Raw genomic sequence first — 20,541 nt, 5'->3', positions numbered from 1 at the left:
CTTTTAAGGGGATTCATTTACAACCCGAGATCATCAGCGAGCCCTTCAACACCTGTGAAGATGGAATCTCCGTAGCCCCAGAAGTTGTTGAAATCAATAATGTAGATTTTCTTGTTTTTAACTGCATTGATGTTCTGTACCTGCTTGTTGGCCAGCAGTTTTTCAATTGTCTGTTCAGGATCAATGCCACCAGCATACCTGGAAATAATCAGGGCATCCGGATTAATCTCGATTAGCTTCTCCAGACTGAGTGTGCCGGTTTCATTAATCAGCATATTATGCATATTGATTAATGACATTGCACTTTCAATAAACGTATCTCCATTTCCGTTGTAGATTCCAATCGTTCCATCACCATTATCCGAAAAAGATGCATAGTTGATCGTTTCAGCGCTAGCTCGGGCCGACAATGCAGTCTCGCGTGCTTTTAGCGTCTCAATATATGCGGCTGCATTCGCTTGTACGTTGAATATCTCACCTAATTCAGTAATATCCTGATACAGGCTATCTAACGATGCATCAGGAACACTGGTGCTTTGTACATACGTTTTGATCCCCATATCATTCAAGCTGCTTACTGTACCAACACCCCAATCTGCATCCTCAAACAATCCACCACGCCCCACAACCAGGTCAGGAGAAGCACCTATGGTCACTTCCTTGCCCACATAACCTTCAGCCAGCACAGGAATTTGTTTGAATTCATCAGCGATATCTTCAGGTACACTTCCAAACAGTGCAGCTACACCTACAAGCTTGTCTGTCAGACCAAGGCGAATCATCAGTTCGGCTGCACCTTGGGTATTAGCAACTACTCGTTCAGGTGCCTTGTCAAACGTTTGATCCTTCTTCACCCATGTGCCGTTCTCTGTCGTATAATTTGAAACGGTTATCGGATACGTGGTTTGAGCTGCACCTGAAGCGTCTGCACCCGATGTCTTCTCATCTGCTGCAACCTCCTTCGTTGCTTCCTGTGAGCTATTGTTTGCCTCATTGCTTTCACCCTTACTACTGGAACAGGCTGCAAGTACAAAAACAAGTGCAGCAATAAAGCAAAATAACATTCCTTTTTTAAAGCGTGTAGACATTTGATTCTCTCCCTTTTCATTTTTATTTTTCTATTTGTGCATTATGTAAAATAGTTAATGTCAGTATACAGCAAATGTCGAATTACGTAAATGATAATCATAATCATTCTCATTTGATGACTGCACAGCTATTCTTTTCTTCGCCTTTTTGCTTGTATTTGTCAACAATAACCAAAAAGCCGATCCATTTTGTCTATGGATCGGCTTTGCTTGACACTATTCATACTCCAGCTGTTAAATCTGTTCTTACCAACCGCGGTTGGACATGCGCTCTTCTGGAGCCAACTTAGAAATTTCGATCCCTTTCATAGGGGCGCCCAAGTTTTTGGATACTTCGGCAATCAGTTTGTAATCCGTGTAATGTGTTGTAGCTTCAACGATGGCACGAGCGAATTTCTCAGGGTTATCTGATTTGAAAATACCTGATCCTACAAACACACCATCTGCTCCAAGGTGCATCATTAGTGCTGCATCCGCCGGAGTAGCTACACCACCTGCTGCAAAGTTTACGACAGGAAGTTTGCCATTTTCATGAATTTCGCGGAGTAACTCATAAGCTACACCCAGGTTTTTGGCTTCAGCATACAGCTCGTCCTTGGACATGTTTTGCACTTTTCGAAGCTGGCTGTTAATTAGGCGCATATGACGAACTGCCTCTACAATGTTGCCCGTTCCTGGCTCGCCTTTTGTACGAATCATGGATGCTCCCTCGCCAATACGGCGAAGAGCCTCTCCCAAATCTTTGGCTCCACATACAAATGGTACAGTGAACTCATGTTTATCAATATGGAACACTTCGTCTGCAGGAGTAAGAACTTCACTTTCATCGAGATAGTCCACACCCAGTGATTCAAGCACTTTGGCTTCTATGTAATGACCGATACGTGCTTTGGCCATAACTGGAATAGACACAACTTTCATAACTTCTTCAACGATCGTTGGATCTGCCATGCGGGCTACACCGCCGGCTGCGCGAATATCAGAAGGCACCCGCTCAAGAGCCATAACTGCTGTTGCCCCTGCCGCCTCAGCGATTTTAGCTTGCTCTGCGTTCATAACGTCCATGATGACGCCACCTTTTTGCATCTCAGCCATTCCTCTTTTTACACGATCTGTACCTGTTTGCATAATTGTAGACCTCCTATTAACTTTTGGGTGATTTTCAATAAAGGCATCGCTCTAAACTATGATTTAGTATAAAATGAGAATGGTCATATAAAAAGATCCAATAATTTCGATTTTTATTGTACCACTTCAATGATAACTCTGGAGGGCATATGCAATTTCACGTAGCTTACAGTTCATATTTAAACCGAAAATATACCAAGATGAAGGCTCTTTATCATGCGATTCGTGATGCTATTCATGAAGGCAATCTAATATATGGTGAGAAGTTACCCTCGACCAGAGAGTTGGCTGCGACGTATCACATTTCCCGGGGAACCGTGAATCAAGTGTATGATACGTTGACTGCGCAAGGTTACATTCTTTCTGAGCATGGAAGAGGAACCTTTGTCGCGTATCAGTTGGATTTGAACAATGATGCGTCCACCGAGAAAGCGTGTACCCATCACTTATCAGCCTGGGGGAATCGTATTCAGCAGTTGGGACAACAGACGATTCAAAGAGATGCACATACCAATAGTTTCAGTATGGAGAGCGACGAAGTGATCGACTTTAGCAAATACCAACCTGATTTCTCCAAGTTTCCTTACGATGAATGGAATAATCGATTGTATGCAGAGATAAGGCATCGTGAGCATCACCTGGAAACAACCTCTGCTATGGTGAGTTCAACAGGTGAGCCTAGATTGAGAGAAGCCATTGCTGCCTATCTTCGGAGAATGCGGGGAATTCAAATCGATCCGGATCATATCGCCGTGACTGCAGGTTCCATGCAAGCCATAGCTCTACTCACTCAGTTACTTGCAGATCCAGGGGATTATGTAGTAACAGAGAGTCCTTGTTATGTCGGGATATCTCAAGCTATTTGGGCTGCGGGTGCAAAGTTGATAGAAGCCAATCTTGATGGCCAGGGAGTTGTACCTCAAGACTGGGCAGCTCGCATGTTGTTTGTCACGCCGTCACGACAATTTCCTACTGGCGAGATGCTCAGCCTTGAGCGCAGACAAACCTTGCTGGACTGGGCACATCGGCATGATGCCATGATTGTCGAAGATGATTATGATAGTGAATTCCGATATCGTGGAATGCATGTTGAACCGCTAAAAACACTTGATAAAGCAGGTCGTGTTATCTACCTCGGCAGCTTCACAAAAACCTTGCCTTTAGAAGTACGACTTGGCTATGTGGTTCTTCCCCCTACCTTGGCGGATACCTTTAGAAAGGCGCAGGCATTATACGAGCCACGACCCGTCAACCTGATTGAACAACGAGCATTAGCAGCATTTATGACAAGCGGTCAATATGAGCGGCATCTGCGCAGGATGAATCGTCTGTACAGTCGTAAATTCCATCTCTTACTCAAACTGTTGAACCAGCAGCTCTCGACATGGTTTGATTGGGTAGAGAATGAAGCAGGTCTGCACGTGTTTGGCTGGTGGCGAGGTAATGTGACCACTTATGAGGCCTTTCGGGCATCAGCTAGATTACAAGGTGTGGTATACTCAGAAGTCAACAGTTCAACATCTGATGGTACGAAGTATGGGATCTATTTATCTTTTGCACATTTGTCAGATGAACAATTACAGGAAGGCGTATCCAGATTAAAAAATGCCGTGAACACTCCATTGTGAAGTAAATCGTCTCCAAAATTCAGTACAAGAAGATCATCATTCGGAAGGAGGGCGATCGTTATGAATTGGTTGAATGAACTCTATAAAAAAAATCAACGGGAACCGCAAAAGGAAATCGAACGTTCTATGGTTAACGCGATCTTCCGAATATATGACCGGTTCCCCCGAATCGGTCTTAGAGAGCGGAACGGACAGCAAGAAATGTCACTCGATATCGCCGATGCTTATATCCATGGACATCATGCCATGATTGAAGCTGGTGTTGGAATCGGAAAATCTTTTGCGTACCTGATACCAAGTCTGCTCACGAATCAAATGTCTCAGAAACCTGTCATTATAGCTACATCCTCCATTCAGCTTTCGGAACAGATACATAAAGATTTAAGGATCATTGGCAGTCGGTTGGGATTCTCAACGGTTCGTTCCGTTGTGGGGAAAGGCATGGGTCAGTACGCTTGCCGAAGCAGGGCTGCGGAATTAATCAGGTCTGATGATCCCAACCCGTCCGTGTCTCCTCTTGCCCAGCGCATATTAGATTATGAGATTGATGAGCGAGCTGATATTAAAGCTGGAGTTAGTGATGCCGAATGGTCCCACGTTTCCGTGAATGATTGCAAATTTGAACGTTGCCAGCATAAAAATGCATGTTTGTTTTATGATATGAGAGCAAAATTGAATGCAAAAGCTCATGAGATTGATTTTATTATCGTGAACCAAGACCTGCTCATCCGGGATTTGATGAAGAAAAAAGAAGGAACCAAGCGTATTATCTCGGAACAGCCTGCTCTGATCGTCATTGATGAAGCGCATAATCTGGAAGCAAAAGTTCGAGACGCCAGAACACTGGAGTTCACTTACCGGGGAATCTGCCGCGTTCTGGATACCACGGTGCAGCTGCTCACGAAGCAGTCCGGGGATAAAGGGCTCTTTTCACAATCCAATTTTATTAAAAAATGTGTCCGGCATATATTCAAACAGGTAAATGTGGATCTGCTCCACCACGCCAAGCAGGATAACGACCGAATCAAAGTGTCGGAGATCAAAGGAATACCGTTGAACCAAGCGTTGAGTGATTTGAAAGATTTCAGTCTACGCCTTTCCATTTTGACCTCACGCCATGAGCGGGAGATCGATGACGCTTTTGAAGCCATCAACGGGCTTATTGCCCTCATTCATGTCTTGATAGAAAAAGAAGATAACTATCTCTTATGGGCAAGCAGTCCTCTCGGTGCAGCCACGATCAGCATCTGTCCCAAAGATATCAGCCAGTTCCTGAAATACGCCTTATTTAATGACAAGGTGCCCGTCATCCTAACGTCGGCAACGCTGTGCCAAGGCGGAGATACACTGGAGGAACAATATGCTTATCTGGCACATTCCCTCGGGTATACGGGGGAGTTCATGGATCGCAAATCCTCCCCTTTTGACTACACCAATCATGCCATGATGTACATCTCGAACAACGTTCCATATTACGACCATGACCAGCGCGAAAACTATCTTGAAGCAGCTTATAAGGAACTGGTTGAACTCTGTAATCTGACTCACGGTAGAACCATCGTCCTTTTCTCAGCAAAGGAGGACATGAAGTACATTCACCAAAAGTTGATTTCAAGGGGAAGTGAAAATACATGGGCAGTCCATGTTCAAAAAAAGGGATCTTCCCAGGACAGTGTTATCGCTGAGTTCAGGAAAAGCAAAGGTGTACTCCTGGGTACCGGAGTATTCTGGGAAGGTGTGAATATCGAGGGTTCTGACCTGTCACAGATTATTATTTTCCGTCTGCCCTTCCCTGTTCCTTCCGACCCTGTTTATGAATATAAGGAATCTGTAACGAAGAATCCGTTCATGGAGGTGTTTGTACCAGACATGCTTCTTCGGTTAAGGCAAGGAACGGGTCGCTTGATTCGTAGTGAAACCGACCTTGGCATACTCAGCATACTTGACTCCCGTCTCAGCGCAGCGGCAAAAAAGAGTTACCGGGAACAAGTGCTGGACACGTTGCCCTTCAAAAATGTGACTGAGTCTTTCGAGGTTTTGGAGAAATTTGTTCAGAAAAAAGGCATAGGACGTACAGATTAGACGTAGTCACCCCAACGACATATAATGTTCAAATCACATGAAACGGCCCTTCTGCCAATCAAGCGAATGGGCCTATCTTAATGCTGGTAGCAAGATATATGCTACAATATATTCCATAGTTATGAATACCGAAGGAGGCATTACCATGGTTGAACGACCTAACACAGATGAATATGGAGCTTTTTATGAAGGTTATATCCGGCTTGTGCCTGAAGGGAACATCATCGAACGCTTGGAACTGCAAGCCAATATCGTACCAACGTTGCTCTCTTCATTAACAGAGGAGCAAGCAAATTATCGTTACGACGAAGGCAAATGGAGCGTGAAGGAGGTCATCGGCCATCTTCTGGATAACGAACGCATTATGAGCAGCCGATTGCTTCGTATCGCCAGAGGTGACAAAACGAATCATCCCGGTTACGATCAGGACGTGCTTATGCAGAGCCATCCCTTCAATGCGTATACACTGGCCGATTTGAGTGAAGAATATGCCGTTACACGCCGCTCAACCATTCTAATGCTCCGTCGCCTCACGCCGGAAGCTTGGCTCTGTAGAGGACTCGTCAGTGAGAATCCTGCTTCAACTCGATCGATAGCATATGTTATGGCTGGACATGAGCTCCACCATTTATCCGTACTTCGCGATCGTTATTCGTTAGATTTGAAATTATAAAATTTGTGCAAAAAGACTTTGAACCTACATTTTTCGTAGGATCAAAGTCTTTTCTCATCAGTCGTTTTATCGTTAAATTAGCGTTCAAAATGAATCAGATGTGCATCTTCTCGCAAAGATAACGTGGCATACTCCTTTAGAATGGGAATGTCCCCATTGAACTCAATGGGCAGTACCACATAGCTGGACTGAAAGTAGTCCGATCCGTTCCAGCGATCCGCAAAGTACAGGTACTCCTCTGATCGCTTCAGCACAAACGCTGGCTACGTTCGATACGTCGTTTCATCCCCAAAGTCGCTGAGCATTCCCCATGGGCCATCCATCGTATCAGCTATCGCGAACTTCCCTTGATTGGGTTCCCAACCGGTGCAAAATGAACTCAGCATATAATACTTTCCATTCCGCTTGAATACGGCTGGCGCCTCCCGATACTCCCCCTGCCACAACGTTTCGACAAGACGTTCCACATTAAGATAATCCTCCTGTAGTCGATAGATATGAAGATCCGCATTGTCTCTTGCAGCTGAAATGAAATATGCCTTTCCGTCATCGTCCTGAAAGAGTGTGCAGTCACGCGACATATACCCATAGGGATTAAAGCTACCATGATAAACAAAATGGCTATCCGGATAATCCGAGGTGGCGATGGCGCATGCGGCATCGTTATAATTATCACCATTCTCATAGTGAACCCAAAGTACGAACTTCTTGGTCACCGCGTTGAACAGCACTTTAGGTCGTTCGAGATTGACCTTTCCGCCTTTGTCACTCATTAATCTCAGATTCGTCCGAACTCGAATGGATGCCACTGGAGTAGATATCGTAATGATATGGCTTCGAAACTCCCAGTTGAATAGATCCTTGGAACGATAACAACTCACATATATATCGTCTCTTCGATCTTCGCCATACCAGTAATAATAATCGTCATGGAATAATATATGTCCACCATGGGCGTGGATCGGCTGACCGCTTGAATCATACCAGATGCCACCATTGGTTAATTGATTATTCACACCGTTACCTCTCTTCTCTTCTTTTCTTTTAAAAACATCGTTTAATTAGTACCCAATCCAAATACCTTCACTTCCCATAACCTTGGGGTATACCAGTTGTTAGGGTTATTATGGAGCGTCGCATTTAACATATTAATCCGTACATACCTAGCGGCAGTGTTCGATATAGAATCTGAGGTGAAGCCATAAGATGTATTATTAGTTCGATCCAACGCCACGGTCCAGTTTACATTATCCGTGCTGGTTTCTATTTTATATTTGTAAAATCCTTCAGAGCCTTTTTGCATCCACCAGGAGATTTGTACATTACTCAATGGTTGAACGGAGCCAAGATCGACCTTCCACCAATGTGGCCAGGAACTGCCTGTGCCCACCCATTCGGTTTGATAGTTGCCGTCATTCGCATAACTTGCAGGGTTCGTTCCGGTAGCCGTTTGCGCTGTTGCCGGTTTACCTTGTGACAGGAGTTTTCCATTTTGGACTGGAACTAGCGTATCATCGCTTGTGTTGTACAGGACTTGATCAAAATAATCATAAAATGCATAACCATCGGAGAACCACACGGGAAGCAATCGTTCCTCTGTTGTTCCATTTTGTGTACCTGCCCAACCGAACATCCAGCGATACGCAACCATAACCACGTTGTCACCCGTGTTTGGCTTCACCCGCATAACGGAACCCGACTGCGCCGAGAAGGTTGATGTGTTGCCAATGGTCCGTAATTCAGACCAATCTCCGTCTATGCTTGCTGCGGAAGAATACAAAGGAATACTCGGATACCATCCTGCTGCTTGGGAAGAGAACAAATAATAAATGCCATCCTTTTTGATCATTTTAGGTAGTTCCCTGTGTTGATTTTCATATATAACAGATACTTGATGATCCACATCCAGCCAATCAGAGGTTAACTTATACAGAATCGTGTCCGAATTATTATTGGCGGTAGAGATCAGATAAGCTGAGTCATCGTCATCTTTGAAAATGGAGATATCTCTGGATTCGTTCCCTTCCGGCCGAAAGCTTTTGTGAAATGTAAAGTCTTCTCCAGGCGTTGCTGAAGCCACAGATACTCTGGCAAGCGTGTAGTCTGTACTGTTTTCATAGTGAGCCCAAAAAACAAATTTGTTCGTAGGCGCATGGTACAGGATGTTAATCCCTTCAAACTTGGAATTCGCCAGATCGGGGTGATCCGTGTAGGAAAGGACCACTTTGTCGTTACCGTATGTGATATCATCTGTTGACGTCTGTTGAATCATTTCGCCAAAACCGCCTGATGACTTTTGTACAAAGTTAAACCTATAGTAGGTATCCCCCACTTTAAGTTCATTCGGGAGCATCAGAGTGGATTGCGTTGTGTTATCAAAAGTTGTGAGGTTATCTGGAAGACTGTAAGGGGTGTATTCTGGCGAGATCGCAGAGGTTAACAAGGAAGTCCCACCGTATGCCTTCACTTGGTATTTATACGTGTTACCCACGTTGAGCTCGTAATCATCCGTCGTTATACCTGTTAAGGTCTGTATTAACGTATATGGCGCATTGTTCTCGGATCTGTACAACTCGTATGCAGTCGCCCCCGATACAGGTGCCCAATGGATTTTGGCATTGGATACGTCAGATTCATTTTTCAACACAAACAGTGTTGCAGCTATCTTGGTCTCTTCACCAGCCGCATGAACGGTTTGTGCTGAGGACGTTAAATGAACAGTTAACAACATCAATGCAATGACGACAGCCATCCACGATTTACCTTTGATCATGTCTCATCATCTCCTTTTTTAGGAAACCAACCTCCCTGTTGTTGGAAGGCTGGTTCAGGTGAAAATTGACTTTATTTCAAATTCATCAGTGTCATAACATCCGTCTCGCTGGCTTGGTTGTACCATTCGTTAACTTCTTCGATAACCGTGTCTCCGCCTTTTTCGTGCCACTGTGTGACAAAGGTATCAAATGCCTCAAGCGGCTCATTGCCATATATAATTTTGGTGAAAGTTTCTTGTTCCATGGTGGTCAACTGTTCCCATACATTTTGCATCGTTGGTGTTGGTGGACCATTAAACGCATTGGGCAGCAAAACATCCTTGTTTTCATATGAAATCTGGTATCCGTCCTGGGTCGTTTGGTCCTTTGAAGCGCTTTGAATGAGGACGCCCGTGTCGGCTTTAACACCATTCGCCAGATCATAGTACGATTGGCCGGGACCATCAACACTCGGTGTGTTTTTGGTGAATGCCATCTTCCCAACGCCTTGTATAGCCTCTAATGGCTTATTAAATTTCGTTGGATCAAAAGTCACTTCGTCGTTGACGATATCGTAATCGTATCCCTGAGCGTAGCCGTATTTGAAATCTCCCGTGCTGAACGCTGCGTCGTACATTTTGTCGTAGTATAGGAAGAAGGCTTCCATGTTCTGAAAGTCCTTATTAAACATGAACACACCATCGTTCAATTGGGCGGACTGATAGGTCTTATCACCGTTCACGCCTTGAATGGTCGGATAAGCACTAATTTTTGCACCCTCTACGTTCTTCTCTACGTCCTTCACACTGTCGTAAAGCCAAGGACGACCAATGATAATGCCAGCTTTCCCCTCCGTAAAATCGGACAGTGCGTCCCAAGCCCCTTGGGTGGCCAATTCTTTGTTCAAGTACCCTTTTGCATACCAATCGCGTAACTTGACAAGTGCCTCTTTGTTGCCAGCAGCGACAGATCCATAGGTGAGTTTGCCGTTGTCGTTATGCCATTGCCTTGGAAGATGTTTACCCGTGTATGCGCTGAAAATCATGACCGGATCGCTGACCCAGCCTGTGTTGTAGGAATCTTTACCCGAGAATGTAAAGCCGTATGTGTCTTTCTTGCCGTTCCCATCCGGGTCCTCATTGCTGAACGCAGCGATGACTTGCTCAAACTCCTCAATCGTTGTTGGCGCTTTCAAATTCAATTGGTCCAACCAGTCCTGGCGGATCAACATGACTTCGCCTTCCGTCAGATTGGGCGCGATGGCCATCCCGTACACCTTGCCATCCCTAACCACTGGATTGAAAGTGGTCGGATATTGTTTGTATATTTCTTTAAGCCGGTCAGGCATGTAAGTGGAGATGTCTTCCGTAATCTCCTTGACCTGCCCCGACTCGATCAGATCATTGACCAGCATGGTATCATAGACGGGCAGAACGTCTGGTAGTTTTTCCGAACCCGTCAACGCCAGCCGCAGCTTGGTATTATACTGGGAGGCATCTCCGCCCAGCAGGGTAGTTTGGATCTTGATGCCCAGATTTTGTTCACCCCAACGGGTCAAGACATTGTCATTCAAGGTCTCCCCATTGATATACTTTCCCGCATTTTCATCCTGCTGTTTGGCGATGGTGATCGTCATTGGCGGATCATATTTTCCGTCTTTGAGTACCGATGCCGGTGCGGTCTCGGAAGCACTCTCCCCTTTGCTACAGCCAGCCACAAGCATGGCCGACAGTATGACCAGACTTACCGTTTTCCACAAATCATTTCTTTTTTTCATGAATTCATGTCCCCTTTACTCTAACTATTCTTTGACGGCTCCCAGTACGATTCCCTTCACGAAATAACGCTGCAAAAATGGATAAACCAAAATGATCGGTAGCGTGCTGACAAAAATTTGAGCTGCCTTGATACTTTGCTCCGACATGGCTGCCACCTCGGACTGGCTCATCGCCATGTTCTGCATGTTGCTCTGCACGACAACGGTTTGTAGGAACGAAGCCAGCGGATACTTGCTGGCATCCGACATATACAAAATTCCGTCAAACCAGGAGTTCCAGTGCCCCACCATAATGAACAGGGATACGGTCGCTATGCCAGGCAGAGATAATGGTAAATATATTTTGCTGAGGATGACGAAGAAGGACGCTCCATCAATGAAAGCTGCTTCTTCCAAAGCTTTTGGAATCGTTTTGAAAAAATTGACGAGAAGAATCAGGTTATAAGCACCGAAAGCACCCGGCAGCACAAGAGCCCATATCGTGTCTTTTAATCCAAGGGCTGTGATCAATATGTAAGAAGGTATCAAGCCCCCCGAGAAGAGCATGGTGAAGATAAAAAACCACATGAGCACGTTGCGTCCCCGGAATTCTTTGGACAGGGCATATCCGGCACAGATTAGGATAAACATGCTGATGGTTGTACCCAACACGGTTCGAGTAATGGATGTCAGCATGGCACCGTTAAAATTGGAATTGTTGAACGTTTTGACATAGGCGTCCACGTTGAATCCGACCGGCCAAAATGACACCATATTCCCACTAATGGCCGCTTTGCTGCTGAGCGATTGTGCCAATAGATGAAGCAGTGGCAGAAAACACGCCAGACCAGCCAGTATCATAAACGCGTAATTAAAATATGAGAATACTCTATAGCCTGTCGTCTTATGGTACATGATCCCTCTCCCTCCTTGTTAGAATATTTTGTAATTGGCATATTTATAGGCCAGCCTGTAGGAGACAACGATCAAAATCAAGCTGATTCCCGATTTGAACAGTCCAACAGCGGTCCCGAACCCGTATTGCCCGTTTAACAAGGATGAACGGTAGACATAGGTGTCAATGATATCTCCTGTACTGTAGACAAGCGGGTTGTACAGATTGAATACTTGATCAAAGCCTGCGTCCAGAATATTGCCTAGACTCAGGGTAGAAATGACGATAATCATGGGCAACATGCTAGGCAAAGTGACGTATCGAATTTGCTGCCGGCGTGTGGCCCCGTCGATCTCTGCCGCTTCGTAATACGAAGGATTGATCCCGGCAATGGTAGCCAGATAAACAATCATGCCGAAGCCAAAGCTCTTCCACACGTCGCTGATGACAACCGTGAATCGAAACAGATCAGGATCACCCAAGAAGTAAATGGGATCGGTTCCGAAAATCCGGGTCAAGATGTGATTGATGCCTCCGTCTAATCCGAGAATGTCGATCATTAATCCTGCCACAGTAACCCAAGACAAGAAATGCGGCAGATACACTAGTGTCTGCACACTTTTCTTAATGCCCATATTTCGGATCTCACTCAGCAAAATAGCCATGCCGATTGGAACGATAATGCCGACGATAATTTTGGAAACGGCGATAATCAGCGTATTCACGATTGCTTGTGTGGCTTCTTTGTACTGAAAAATTCGTTCAAAATTATCTAACCCGATCCATCGTGAACCTGTGATGCCAAGCCATGGTTTGTAGTCCTGAAATGCCATGAGCAATCCTACCATCGGGCCATAGGAAAAGATGCAGACAAACACAAAAGCGGGAATACACAGTACGTACAAAGGCCAGCTTTTCTTAAGTTCCTTTTTCAATGAAGATCGCTGGGGAATCTTTGTTTTTGTTTTTTTCGGGGATCTGGCGGGCACAGTTTCGTTAATGTTGCATACCTCCTCTATGATGGCTCTTCAAAAGCGATCCTTGAAGATAAGCTTAACAAAAGCGCTTTCATTCCAAAATGCCAAAATTTCAAGATCATCACCCCAACCTGAAGCAATTTAAAACCGCTTTCATGTATTGCCTATGCTGCCCTTCCGCTTTTCGAAGGTTTGGCTTATATTAAGGATAATCCGATCTGGAGTTTGCACTACTACGTTTGGCGTTATGAAAGGAACCACATATGATCAGAAAAATGTATATGAAACGATTCATTTATTTTTTTGTTTTTTTTCTGTTGTTAACGTTGAGTTTGTTTTTCGTAATGAATCAATTGAGTTCCAAGACACTGGAAGAAAATCTGATCGGCGCTTCCAAAAACCAGCTTGATTATGTGAAAGGAATTCTTGATGGAGTGATGTACGAGGCAAATATGTACGGGGTTCAGTATGCAGCTGACAGTGATGTCCGGTTTTATCAGAGGCATGTGATCGAGCTGAGCAATTACGATTCGCAAATGAAGAAAAACGATATCGTTGATCGCTTGCGGCAAACGCTTCTATCCAGTCGCTCCATCGAGTCCATCGGCATCTATTGGAAGTCTGAAGAAACATTTCTGTCCACGAACAATACGCCAGAGGCACGAATTCCTTTCAAGGATGTTCATCAACGGGGTTGGCAAATCGTCGGCAATAGCTTGTATTACTTTGCCCTCTATCCTTACATCCAAAAATCCGGACAAAATGAACCGACTCAGTACGTTGTTGGGGTAAAGCTGAATACCGATTATTTGAAAAATCTGCTGAAAAAGGCTGTAAACAATGACAGCTCAAACGCTCTATTTCTGTTTAACACTGATCAGTTATGGAGTGAAAAAGAAGTCGATAACGAACTCTTGAAAGCGGTTACCGATATGGTTTCTCCACAGCCGGAGGTCACTTTAAAATATGATTATCACACCAATTCGGACGATTACTATGTTCTTTCCCGATATATTGAATCCATCGATGCCTATCTGATTACATATACACAGACGAATGATTTCCTGCAGCCGCTTGACCGCAATCGCAAGGTTTTTTTTGCCAGTATTTTAGCCGTTTTTACGCTTGGGCTGGTTGTGATCTTTACGTTTTACCGGAACTATTACCGTAATATTCGTTTGTTGGAGCGAAAGTTTTCACAGGTTGAACAAGGCAATCACAACACGCGTATTACCGAAAATACGGATAGAGAATTCTACAGCCTGTTTAAAAGTTTTAATCATATGGTTACCGAGATCCAGGATCTGTTCGTATCCTTGAAGACCGAAACGGAGCTCAGGCGAAGTGCGGAACTTCAACAACTCCAGGCTCAGATCAACCCTCATTTTTTGTACAATAGTTTGTTTTTCATCATGTCGGTGGCCCAGTTTTCACCTGATTCGGTCATGCGCATGAGCAAACATCTAGCTGAATATTATCGTTATTTAACCAAATTGGATCAGCATGAGGTCACGCTGGAAAGCGAGCTTCAGTTTGCAGAACATTTCCTGATTATTATGGCGCTTAGCAAAAAAATGGAGTACAGCATTGATCTTCCGCCGGAGCTGGCCTCCCTTTCTCTCACGCCGCTGATCATCCAGCCCGTAGTTGAAAATGCGATTCAACATGGGATTGAAGGTCAACAAGGTGCCCATCGAGTAACTATTGATGTAAAACAGACGGAGGATGCGATAACGATCAAGGTCTCTGATGACGGGAAGGGTCTTTCACTGGACGATATCCGCAACCTGGAGACTCGGCTTGAGAGCGACTCCCCGCCTGAAGGAATCAAAGGTGTAGGGCTCTGGAATGTAAATCGACGTCTGAAAAATACGTACGGCGAACGTAGTGGGTTACATTTTACTACCAATGATTGGGGCGGCTTGTCCGTCCTGCTGCTCATCCGTATTCCCGAGATGAAAGGAGATAGCTGATATGCGTTTATTAATTGTGGATGACGGACATTACGTCGTGGAGTACATGAAGCATTTGCTCGATTGGAACACTTTCGGCATTGACCAGATCGAGACGATGACCAATTCGATTGAAGCAAGGGACATGCTGACTCAAAATCACATCGACATTCTGATTACTGACATCCGAATGCCCGAAGTCTCTGGTATCGATCTGCTTCAACATATCCACCAACATGGCTTGTCAACCAAAGTTATCATCCTCTCCGGTTACTCCGAGTTCGAATATGCGCAACAGGGAATTCGTCTGGGTGCACTCGACTATCTGCTCAAACCTGTCGATAAAGATGACGTGGAGAAAGCCATGTCCAAAGCCATTAACAATATTGCAAAGACAAGGCCCGCCCAATCTATCGTATGGGAAAACTTCGATGGATTGGCGTTTCTGCTCTCGCTGCTGGGTCATAACGGGACATTAAGTAAGGAGTATGAGGCTTATACTACATTTCTAGGGGGACGCCATTTTTGCTGTCTCAAGCTGGAGGGTTTCACACAAGAACAGGTGAGTGTTATAAAATATGCTGTCGGAGACAAATTGGATCGTCTCGTATGGGCTACTGGAACCCGACTGACTGCTTTTATTCCGGAAGAAGCTGCTGGAGAACTGACTATCAAACTGGAGCAATCGGTCGTGTCTCCTCCATTTTTGTTAACTGATCGAAACATGACCCGACAGATATTCTACAGGTTCTTCCTTAATGAAGATGTACACTCAGAAGACTTCATAGCCATATTCAACCATTCTCCATCATGTGGTGATGGGGAGTCAGCCGGACACATTATTAAAAAATATGATCATATCCGTTCCCGAAAGCAAAAAGTAATCTTTCTCATGGAGATCATTCGATATGCGTATCTGACGGACAAGGATCGTGATACCACCGAGACCGTGGATTGGATATTCAACCAGTTACAGTATCCTGATGAACTATCGTCAACTCTCATGGAACGGGTCAGTCGGATCACAAACAACAAACAGATGTCCATTCAAACCATCATCGACAAAGTACAAACGTATATCGAAGAGCACCTGTCACATGGCCTTAGCCTGGATGAACTGGGCAAAGTTGCACATCTGCATCCGGTCTACTTTTCCAAACTGTTTAAACAGGAGACGGGCGAAAATGTGTCAAACTACATTTCCAGGAAGAGGCTGGAGAAAGCTTCTCAATTGCTTCAAGATTCGGAACTCCGGGTCCACGATATCGCGCAAATGGTCGGTTACAAAAAAAATCAATATTTTATCCAGCTGTTCAAAGTGGAATACGGAGTTACGCCTTATCAATACCGAAGAAATATGATCCATCAATGACTTCGTATGTATAGGTTGTTTTAATGATATGTGTAATGCAGTACGGAAAAAGCCCAACATCCTACTCTTGTGATTACAGAGTGAGTTGGGCCTATTTAGTGCCGTTTAACCTTGAGTTAGGTCGATCATCTTATCGAAGCAATATGAATCTCTGTCATAGCCGTTATGTTCATAAAAAGCATGGGCTTCGATTCGCTTAACTCCGCTACATAATATAATACTTGCTATTCCCCGTTCTTTAGCATAATTTTCAGTCTGCCTTAGTAATTTTGTTCCGATTCCCCTGTGTTGAACATTTCTTTTAACCGCAAGACCTTGAATATGTAGATAACCAATTGGAACGCCAACAGATAATGCTTGAACAATAGTTACAAATCCGACCACTTCATTTTCTATTAATGCGACAAATGTTTTATAATTCCCTTCCCTATTCATCTCTTCCATAGTCTCTCGAAAGTTTGCAATATTAACATTGCTCATTCCAAGCACATCGTTCCATAAAAAAACAACCTCAGCATAATCATCTGATATTATTTCTCGTATTTTAATATCCATATCTAACCCCCTCAAGATAATATAATCAAACAATCTTCCCTTTCCCTCTAATGGCGCTGTCTGTAACGGCAAGTTATAGGGCCATCCTTTGTGGGGATGACCCATACTATACGCTGAATTTATTCCGTTGTCTTCTTCATTAATGCCTGCATTTCGCAAACTTCAGTACGTTATTTTTTCTTCACCGGTATCCAGATTTCTCCTGAAACATTTCCATGCCGTGCCATTCCATAATACATTTCGAAAGTAGGGCCCTCAACCTGTTCGTATTCAGATGTCGGAAACCACTCAGAATAGATTCGTACCCATAGTTTTTGCATATCACTTTGCGGCTCGGGGAAAACCGCCCACGTTAATGCTGGGACAGCAAGTTTTGTGAATCTCTCTGGAATCTCAAGTCCTTTAGGTGCATGATAACAGATCATGTATTTGAAAGATTCTTTCGTGTGATCATAGAGGGCGGCATGCAACATGGTATCACCAAAACGTCCCAGTAAGTCATTCATATGATCAACGCTGCCATCATCATCACATTTTATACGGAATTGAGGTACTTCAGCGAATGCTGTTTTCTGATCTGCATTGATAATCCCATATACTCCAAACATCTCAAACGAATCTCTTTGCTCAATACGGTAATTCATTTCGACATCCCCTTTGATTGAAATGTGAAAGGACATTCGAGGATAGGCTTTTAGAGAGTTGCCTGTATTGCGTGCAGATGTAGGCATAATACCATGAAGATTCTTAAAGGCTCGTGCAAACTCCTCCGGCGAATCATATCCATATTTCATAGCTACATCAATAACCTTTGATTCTGCTGTCTGCAGTTCGAATGCTGCCAATGTCAACCGTCGACGTCGAATATACTCCGATAATGATACGCCAGTAATAAATGGAAACATTCTCTGGAAATGATAGGTAGAGCAACAGGCTCTCTGTGCTATTTCATCAATTGAAATAATGTCCGCTAGATTTGATTCGATATATTCCATGGCACCATTCATCCTGTCCAACCAATCCATCGTAGTAGTCCCTCCCTTCAAGGTAAGCTTATGGGAAATACATAATGAATACCTTGCAATTTATGCACGAAAAAGTCACTCCGACAAAAGAGCAAATTTTCTAGGGATAAATCTTGAATTTATTTATTTGCCTCAATTGTAAATTTCCATTGGATATTTTCATTTTCCCAGTCACGATGCTCATCAAATTTTTTTATTTTGAAGCCAGGTGTAATTACGGAATTTATTATATCAATTAGGGTGTTTTGAAACCGCATACAATTATATGGAGTACATATGAGATTAAGCCCCATCATGTATAATCAATTCTACTCAATAACCCACAGAATTCCTTAAAATAAGAATATTCTCCTGAAGGAACATACGATTTTTTTCAATGCCTCTATTTTTACACCAAACAACTGCGCTGAAAGCATCGTACAGATCGTAAAATGGCAGCACTCTTTCCAGATCCAACATAGGTCGAATTGATTCATAGCCTTTAATATACGGGATCTTAGTTCTCGGATTGACTTTCCAAATATATCGATTCACTTTTGTGAAATCTATTTCCGAGGAACCGCTACGAGCGCTCTCGAAATCAATAATACCAGCAACCTCGTTACCATTCACCAATATATTACCTGGTCTAAAATCCATGTGAACAATGCATGGTCCGTCAGGATGCGGTAAAGCAGAGAAAACACCATCAAAGTGATGAATACATCTCTCATACAATTCAGAGTCGAGAATTTCTTTACAGGGCTCTTTCCACTTTTCAAAGTTACTTTTGATATATAATCTCCAATTATTTTGGTCAAGTAACTTAAAACCATCAGTTCCATGGTAACCATACCCAGAAGTTTTAACCTCATGGAGCATAGCATGATACATGCCAATCTGATAAGAAAGACGCTCATCCATCTCTCCTGTAAAAGGCTTACCTTGAAGTGCTGAAAGGAGCAACGCTCCAACAGCACTTTCATCCCCGTACCAAATGTCCAATACCTTAGGAATAGGTATTACACCCTTTAATCGTTCGAGGATCTGAAATTCACGGTATAGTTTATCCTTATTAAATGGGATTTTCACAAATACATTTTCTCCACTGACAAGAGTAAGTTTGTAAACATCAGAACTATATGACTCTGGAACATCTTCAATATGTAAGACCTTCAACTTTAGCTTTTCTATAACTTTCAGAATGGTATTCATATGTCGCCTCCTGTTTTGGAGAATACATGGGGCTTAAAAGGCTGATTATTTTTACTCATACTTACTGTTCTTTTCGTTTGAAAAACATCTTGCCAACCATAAGTCCCATAGCAGATGAAATGATCAGATATCCAAAGAACAAGAAAAGTAAATAAACACCATGAAGGTCTGCAGGAATCTGTTTTACACCTTCAAACCAAACCAAACGAAAAGGATAAAAAATGACTACCCAAATGATTAGCAAGAAGAGAAGAAAATTAATTATTTTTAGCACAATTACGATCCTTTCAAGTCTGAGTGGAAAAAGTTAAATGTACATGCTTCATTTCTCATTTCGCATTACCTCACCACTGCCCGCACTATAATAGTAAACATATGTATTGGAGTTACTATGTTGAATCTATAAAACTACAAAATTATAACAGGAAAAATTAGGGGCATTTCTTATTTTTCATCAGATCCTAAATATACGTTAAATCCTTCCATAATTTCAACATAAATTAATAAGCAAACGTAGATATTACGATATGCTATAACATACAAGAAAACAAAAAAAGTCGCTAAATTTAGCGACTTTCAGTTTGCACAAATTTATTGAGTAACAATAATTGGACCATTTTTAGTAAGAATAATCGTATGTTCAATTTGAGCGACATGGCTGTTTTTAGTAGCAAAGGTCCAGCCGTCTCCGGTCTGGAATACTTCTTCTTCTGAAGTTGAGACAAATGGCTCGAATGCAATAACCATGCCTTCTTTTAACAATTCATCATCCGATGGATCATTATAATTATAGATGTGGTCAGGGGCTTCGTGTATCGCACGTCCAACACCATGCCCCGTAAGGTTTTTAATAACCGTTAGTCCATGCTGTCTGGCCGTTTGGAATACCGCTTTTCCGATTCCACTTTTTTTGGAGCCCGGTTTTGCTTTCTTAAGTCCTGCTTCGAATGCCAGTTTAACAACGTCGCATATTTTCGTTAATACTTCTTCACCTTCGCCTACGACAAACGAAATTCCCGTATCTGCGAAATAGCTGTTCTTGGAGCCGGACACATCAATATTCACGATGTCCCCTTCTTGAATAACCCGCTCTCCCGGAATACCATGTGCCACTTCTTCATTAACACTAATACAAGTAAATCCCGGGAAATTATATTCACTTTTTGGAGCAGACACTGCACCAGCTTTCTCAAAAAGTGCTCCAGCTAGATCGTCAAGCTCTTTAGTTGTTATGCCTGGCACTGTTTTTTGTACCAATTCATCTCGGATAGCACCAACAATTTTTCCGATTTCTTTCAAACCATTAAAGTCTTCTTCTGTTCTTGCGATCATTTTTTCTACCTCACTATCTTAATCATCAATTAATTAATCATATCCAAAGCAGCATAGCTTCGCAACTTTTTTATCAATATTGGGCTATAATTGCTCACTTATCGGTTTCCCTGATCTTGTTGATTATGTCT

The 20,541-nt window shown here is 43.3% G+C and carries 17 protein-coding genes; 5 read left to right on the top strand and 12 right to left on the bottom strand.

Annotated elements, in window-relative coordinates:
- Positions 1–17: 17 nt before the first annotated feature.
- Positions 18–1,088, bottom strand: coding sequence for an ABC transporter substrate-binding protein (locus MKX40_RS15170; RefSeq protein WP_339242813.1), 1,071 nt, complete (start codon positions 1,086–1,088; stop codon positions 18–20).
- Between the two features lie 246 nt (positions 1,089–1,334).
- A complete protein-coding gene (gene pdxS / locus MKX40_RS15165; protein WP_253442583.1) occupies positions 1,335–2,219 on the bottom strand; it encodes a pyridoxal 5'-phosphate synthase lyase subunit PdxS in 885 nt (294 codons plus the stop codon).
- A 146-nt stretch (positions 2,220–2,365) separates the two neighbouring features.
- On the opposite strand from pdxS, the gene MKX40_RS15160 reads away from it, so the two are divergent.
- The 3 genes from MKX40_RS15160 to MKX40_RS15150 all read left to right on the top strand — a co-directional run bounded on the left by MKX40_RS15160 (position 2,366) and on the right by MKX40_RS15150 (position 6,599).
- Positions 2,366–3,844: a PLP-dependent aminotransferase family protein gene (locus tag MKX40_RS15160; protein WP_339242811.1), complete on the top strand. Its 1,479-nt coding sequence runs from the start codon at positions 2,366–2,368 to the stop codon at positions 3,842–3,844.
- Positions 3,845–3,904: 60 nt separating this feature from the next.
- A complete protein-coding gene (locus MKX40_RS15155; protein WP_339242810.1) occupies positions 3,905–5,926 on the top strand; it encodes an ATP-dependent DNA helicase in 2,022 nt (673 codons plus the stop codon).
- Between the two features lie 145 nt (positions 5,927–6,071).
- On the top strand, positions 6,072–6,599 hold the full coding sequence (locus MKX40_RS15150) for a DinB family protein (RefSeq protein WP_339242808.1): 528 nt from the start codon (positions 6,072–6,074) through the stop codon (positions 6,597–6,599).
- 77 nt (positions 6,600–6,676) lie between these two features.
- On the opposite strand, the gene MKX40_RS15145 is transcribed toward MKX40_RS15150, so the two are convergent.
- From MKX40_RS15145 to MKX40_RS15120, 6 genes are all read right to left on the bottom strand, one after another.
- Complete coding sequence (locus MKX40_RS15145) at positions 6,677–6,853, bottom strand: hypothetical protein (protein WP_339242806.1); 177 nt, start codon at positions 6,851–6,853, stop codon at positions 6,677–6,679.
- Between the two features lie 9 nt (positions 6,854–6,862).
- On the bottom strand, positions 6,863–7,615 hold the full coding sequence (locus tag MKX40_RS15140) for a family 43 glycosylhydrolase (RefSeq protein WP_339242805.1): 753 nt from the start codon (positions 7,613–7,615) through the stop codon (positions 6,863–6,865).
- A gap of 41 nt (positions 7,616–7,656) precedes the next feature.
- Positions 7,657–9,372 carry a discoidin domain-containing protein gene (locus tag MKX40_RS15135; RefSeq protein WP_339242804.1) on the bottom strand — a complete coding sequence of 572 codons (1,716 nt, stop codon included), beginning with the start codon at positions 9,370–9,372 and terminating at the stop codon, positions 7,657–7,659.
- A gap of 71 nt (positions 9,373–9,443) precedes the next feature.
- On the bottom strand, positions 9,444–11,129 hold the full coding sequence (locus MKX40_RS15130; RefSeq protein ID WP_339242802.1) for a hypothetical protein: 1,686 nt from the start codon (positions 11,127–11,129) through the stop codon (positions 9,444–9,446).
- Between the two features lie 24 nt (positions 11,130–11,153).
- Positions 11,154–12,023: a carbohydrate ABC transporter permease gene (locus MKX40_RS15125; RefSeq protein WP_215077778.1), complete on the bottom strand. Its 870-nt coding sequence runs from the start codon at positions 12,021–12,023 to the stop codon at positions 11,154–11,156.
- Positions 12,024–12,041: 18 nt separating this feature from the next.
- Positions 12,042–12,836 (bottom strand): ABC transporter permease subunit, encoded by a 795-nt coding sequence (locus MKX40_RS15120; protein WP_339242800.1) that lies wholly within the window; start codon positions 12,834–12,836, stop codon positions 12,042–12,044.
- A gap of 488 nt (positions 12,837–13,324) precedes the next feature.
- On the opposite strand from MKX40_RS15120, the gene MKX40_RS15115 reads away from it, so the two are divergent.
- Both MKX40_RS15115 and MKX40_RS15110 read left to right on the top strand, forming a co-directional pair.
- Complete coding sequence (locus MKX40_RS15115) at positions 13,325–14,953, top strand: histidine kinase (RefSeq protein ID WP_339242798.1); 1,629 nt, start codon at positions 13,325–13,327, stop codon at positions 14,951–14,953.
- 1 nt (position 14,954) lies between these two features.
- Complete coding sequence (locus MKX40_RS15110) at positions 14,955–16,304, top strand: response regulator (protein WP_339242796.1); 1,350 nt, start codon at positions 14,955–14,957, stop codon at positions 16,302–16,304.
- Positions 16,305–16,409: 105 nt separating this feature from the next.
- On the opposite strand, the gene MKX40_RS15105 is transcribed toward MKX40_RS15110, so the two are convergent.
- From MKX40_RS15105 to map, 4 genes are all read right to left on the bottom strand, one after another.
- On the bottom strand, positions 16,410–16,859 hold the full coding sequence (locus MKX40_RS15105; RefSeq protein WP_339242794.1) for a GNAT family N-acetyltransferase: 450 nt from the start codon (positions 16,857–16,859) through the stop codon (positions 16,410–16,412).
- A 170-nt stretch (positions 16,860–17,029) separates the two neighbouring features.
- Positions 17,030–17,884 carry an AraC family transcriptional regulator gene (locus MKX40_RS15100; protein ID WP_339242792.1) on the bottom strand — a complete coding sequence of 285 codons (855 nt, stop codon included), beginning with the start codon at positions 17,882–17,884 and terminating at the stop codon, positions 17,030–17,032.
- Between the two features lie 312 nt (positions 17,885–18,196).
- Complete coding sequence (locus tag MKX40_RS15095) at positions 18,197–19,078, bottom strand: aminoglycoside phosphotransferase family protein (protein WP_339242790.1); 882 nt, start codon at positions 19,076–19,078, stop codon at positions 18,197–18,199.
- Positions 19,079–19,669: 591 nt separating this feature from the next.
- On the bottom strand, positions 19,670–20,410 hold the full coding sequence (gene map, locus MKX40_RS15090) for a type I methionyl aminopeptidase (RefSeq protein WP_339242788.1): 741 nt from the start codon (positions 20,408–20,410) through the stop codon (positions 19,670–19,672).
- Positions 20,411–20,541 lie beyond the last annotated feature (131 nt).

Source organism: Paenibacillus sp. FSL R5-0517 (assembly GCF_037974355.1).
In the GTDB taxonomy this organism is placed as follows: Bacteria; Bacillota; Bacilli; order Paenibacillales; family Paenibacillaceae; genus Paenibacillus.
This window is presented reverse-complemented; position numbering and strand designations above follow the sequence as displayed.

Coding starts and splice junctions, on each gene's coding strand:
- MKX40_RS15170 (WP_339242813.1), bottom strand. CDS start 1,088: ATGTCTACACGCTTTAAAAAAGGAATGTTATTTTGCTTTATTGCTGCA.
- MKX40_RS15160 (WP_339242811.1), top strand. CDS start 2,366: ATGCAATTTCACGTAGCTTACAGTTCATATTTAAACCGAAAATATACC.
- MKX40_RS15155 (WP_339242810.1), top strand. CDS start 3,905: ATGAATTGGTTGAATGAACTCTATAAAAAAAATCAACGGGAACCGCAA.
- MKX40_RS15150 (WP_339242808.1), top strand. CDS start 6,072: ATGGTTGAACGACCTAACACAGATGAATATGGAGCTTTTTATGAAGGT.
- MKX40_RS15135 (WP_339242804.1), bottom strand. CDS start 9,372: ATGATCAAAGGTAAATCGTGGATGGCTGTCGTCATTGCATTGATGTTG.
- MKX40_RS15130 (WP_339242802.1), bottom strand. CDS start 11,129: ATGAAAAAAAGAAATGATTTGTGGAAAACGGTAAGTCTGGTCATACTG.
- MKX40_RS15125 (WP_215077778.1), bottom strand. CDS start 12,023: ATGTACCATAAGACGACAGGCTATAGAGTATTCTCATATTTTAATTAC.
- MKX40_RS15120 (WP_339242800.1), bottom strand. CDS start 12,836: ATGGCATTTCAGGACTACAAACCATGGCTTGGCATCACAGGTTCACGA.
- MKX40_RS15115 (WP_339242798.1), top strand. CDS start 13,325: ATGAATCAATTGAGTTCCAAGACACTGGAAGAAAATCTGATCGGCGCT.
- MKX40_RS15110 (WP_339242796.1), top strand. CDS start 14,955: ATGCGTTTATTAATTGTGGATGACGGACATTACGTCGTGGAGTACATG.
- MKX40_RS15105 (WP_339242794.1), bottom strand. CDS start 16,859: ATGGATATTAAAATACGAGAAATAATATCAGATGATTATGCTGAGGTT.
- MKX40_RS15100 (WP_339242792.1), bottom strand. CDS start 17,884: ATGGATTGGTTGGACAGGATGAATGGTGCCATGGAATATATCGAATCA.
- MKX40_RS15095 (WP_339242790.1), bottom strand. CDS start 19,078: ATGAATACCATTCTGAAAGTTATAGAAAAGCTAAAGTTGAAGGTCTTA.
- map (WP_339242788.1), bottom strand. CDS start 20,410: ATGATCGCAAGAACAGAAGAAGACTTTAATGGTTTGAAAGAAATCGGA.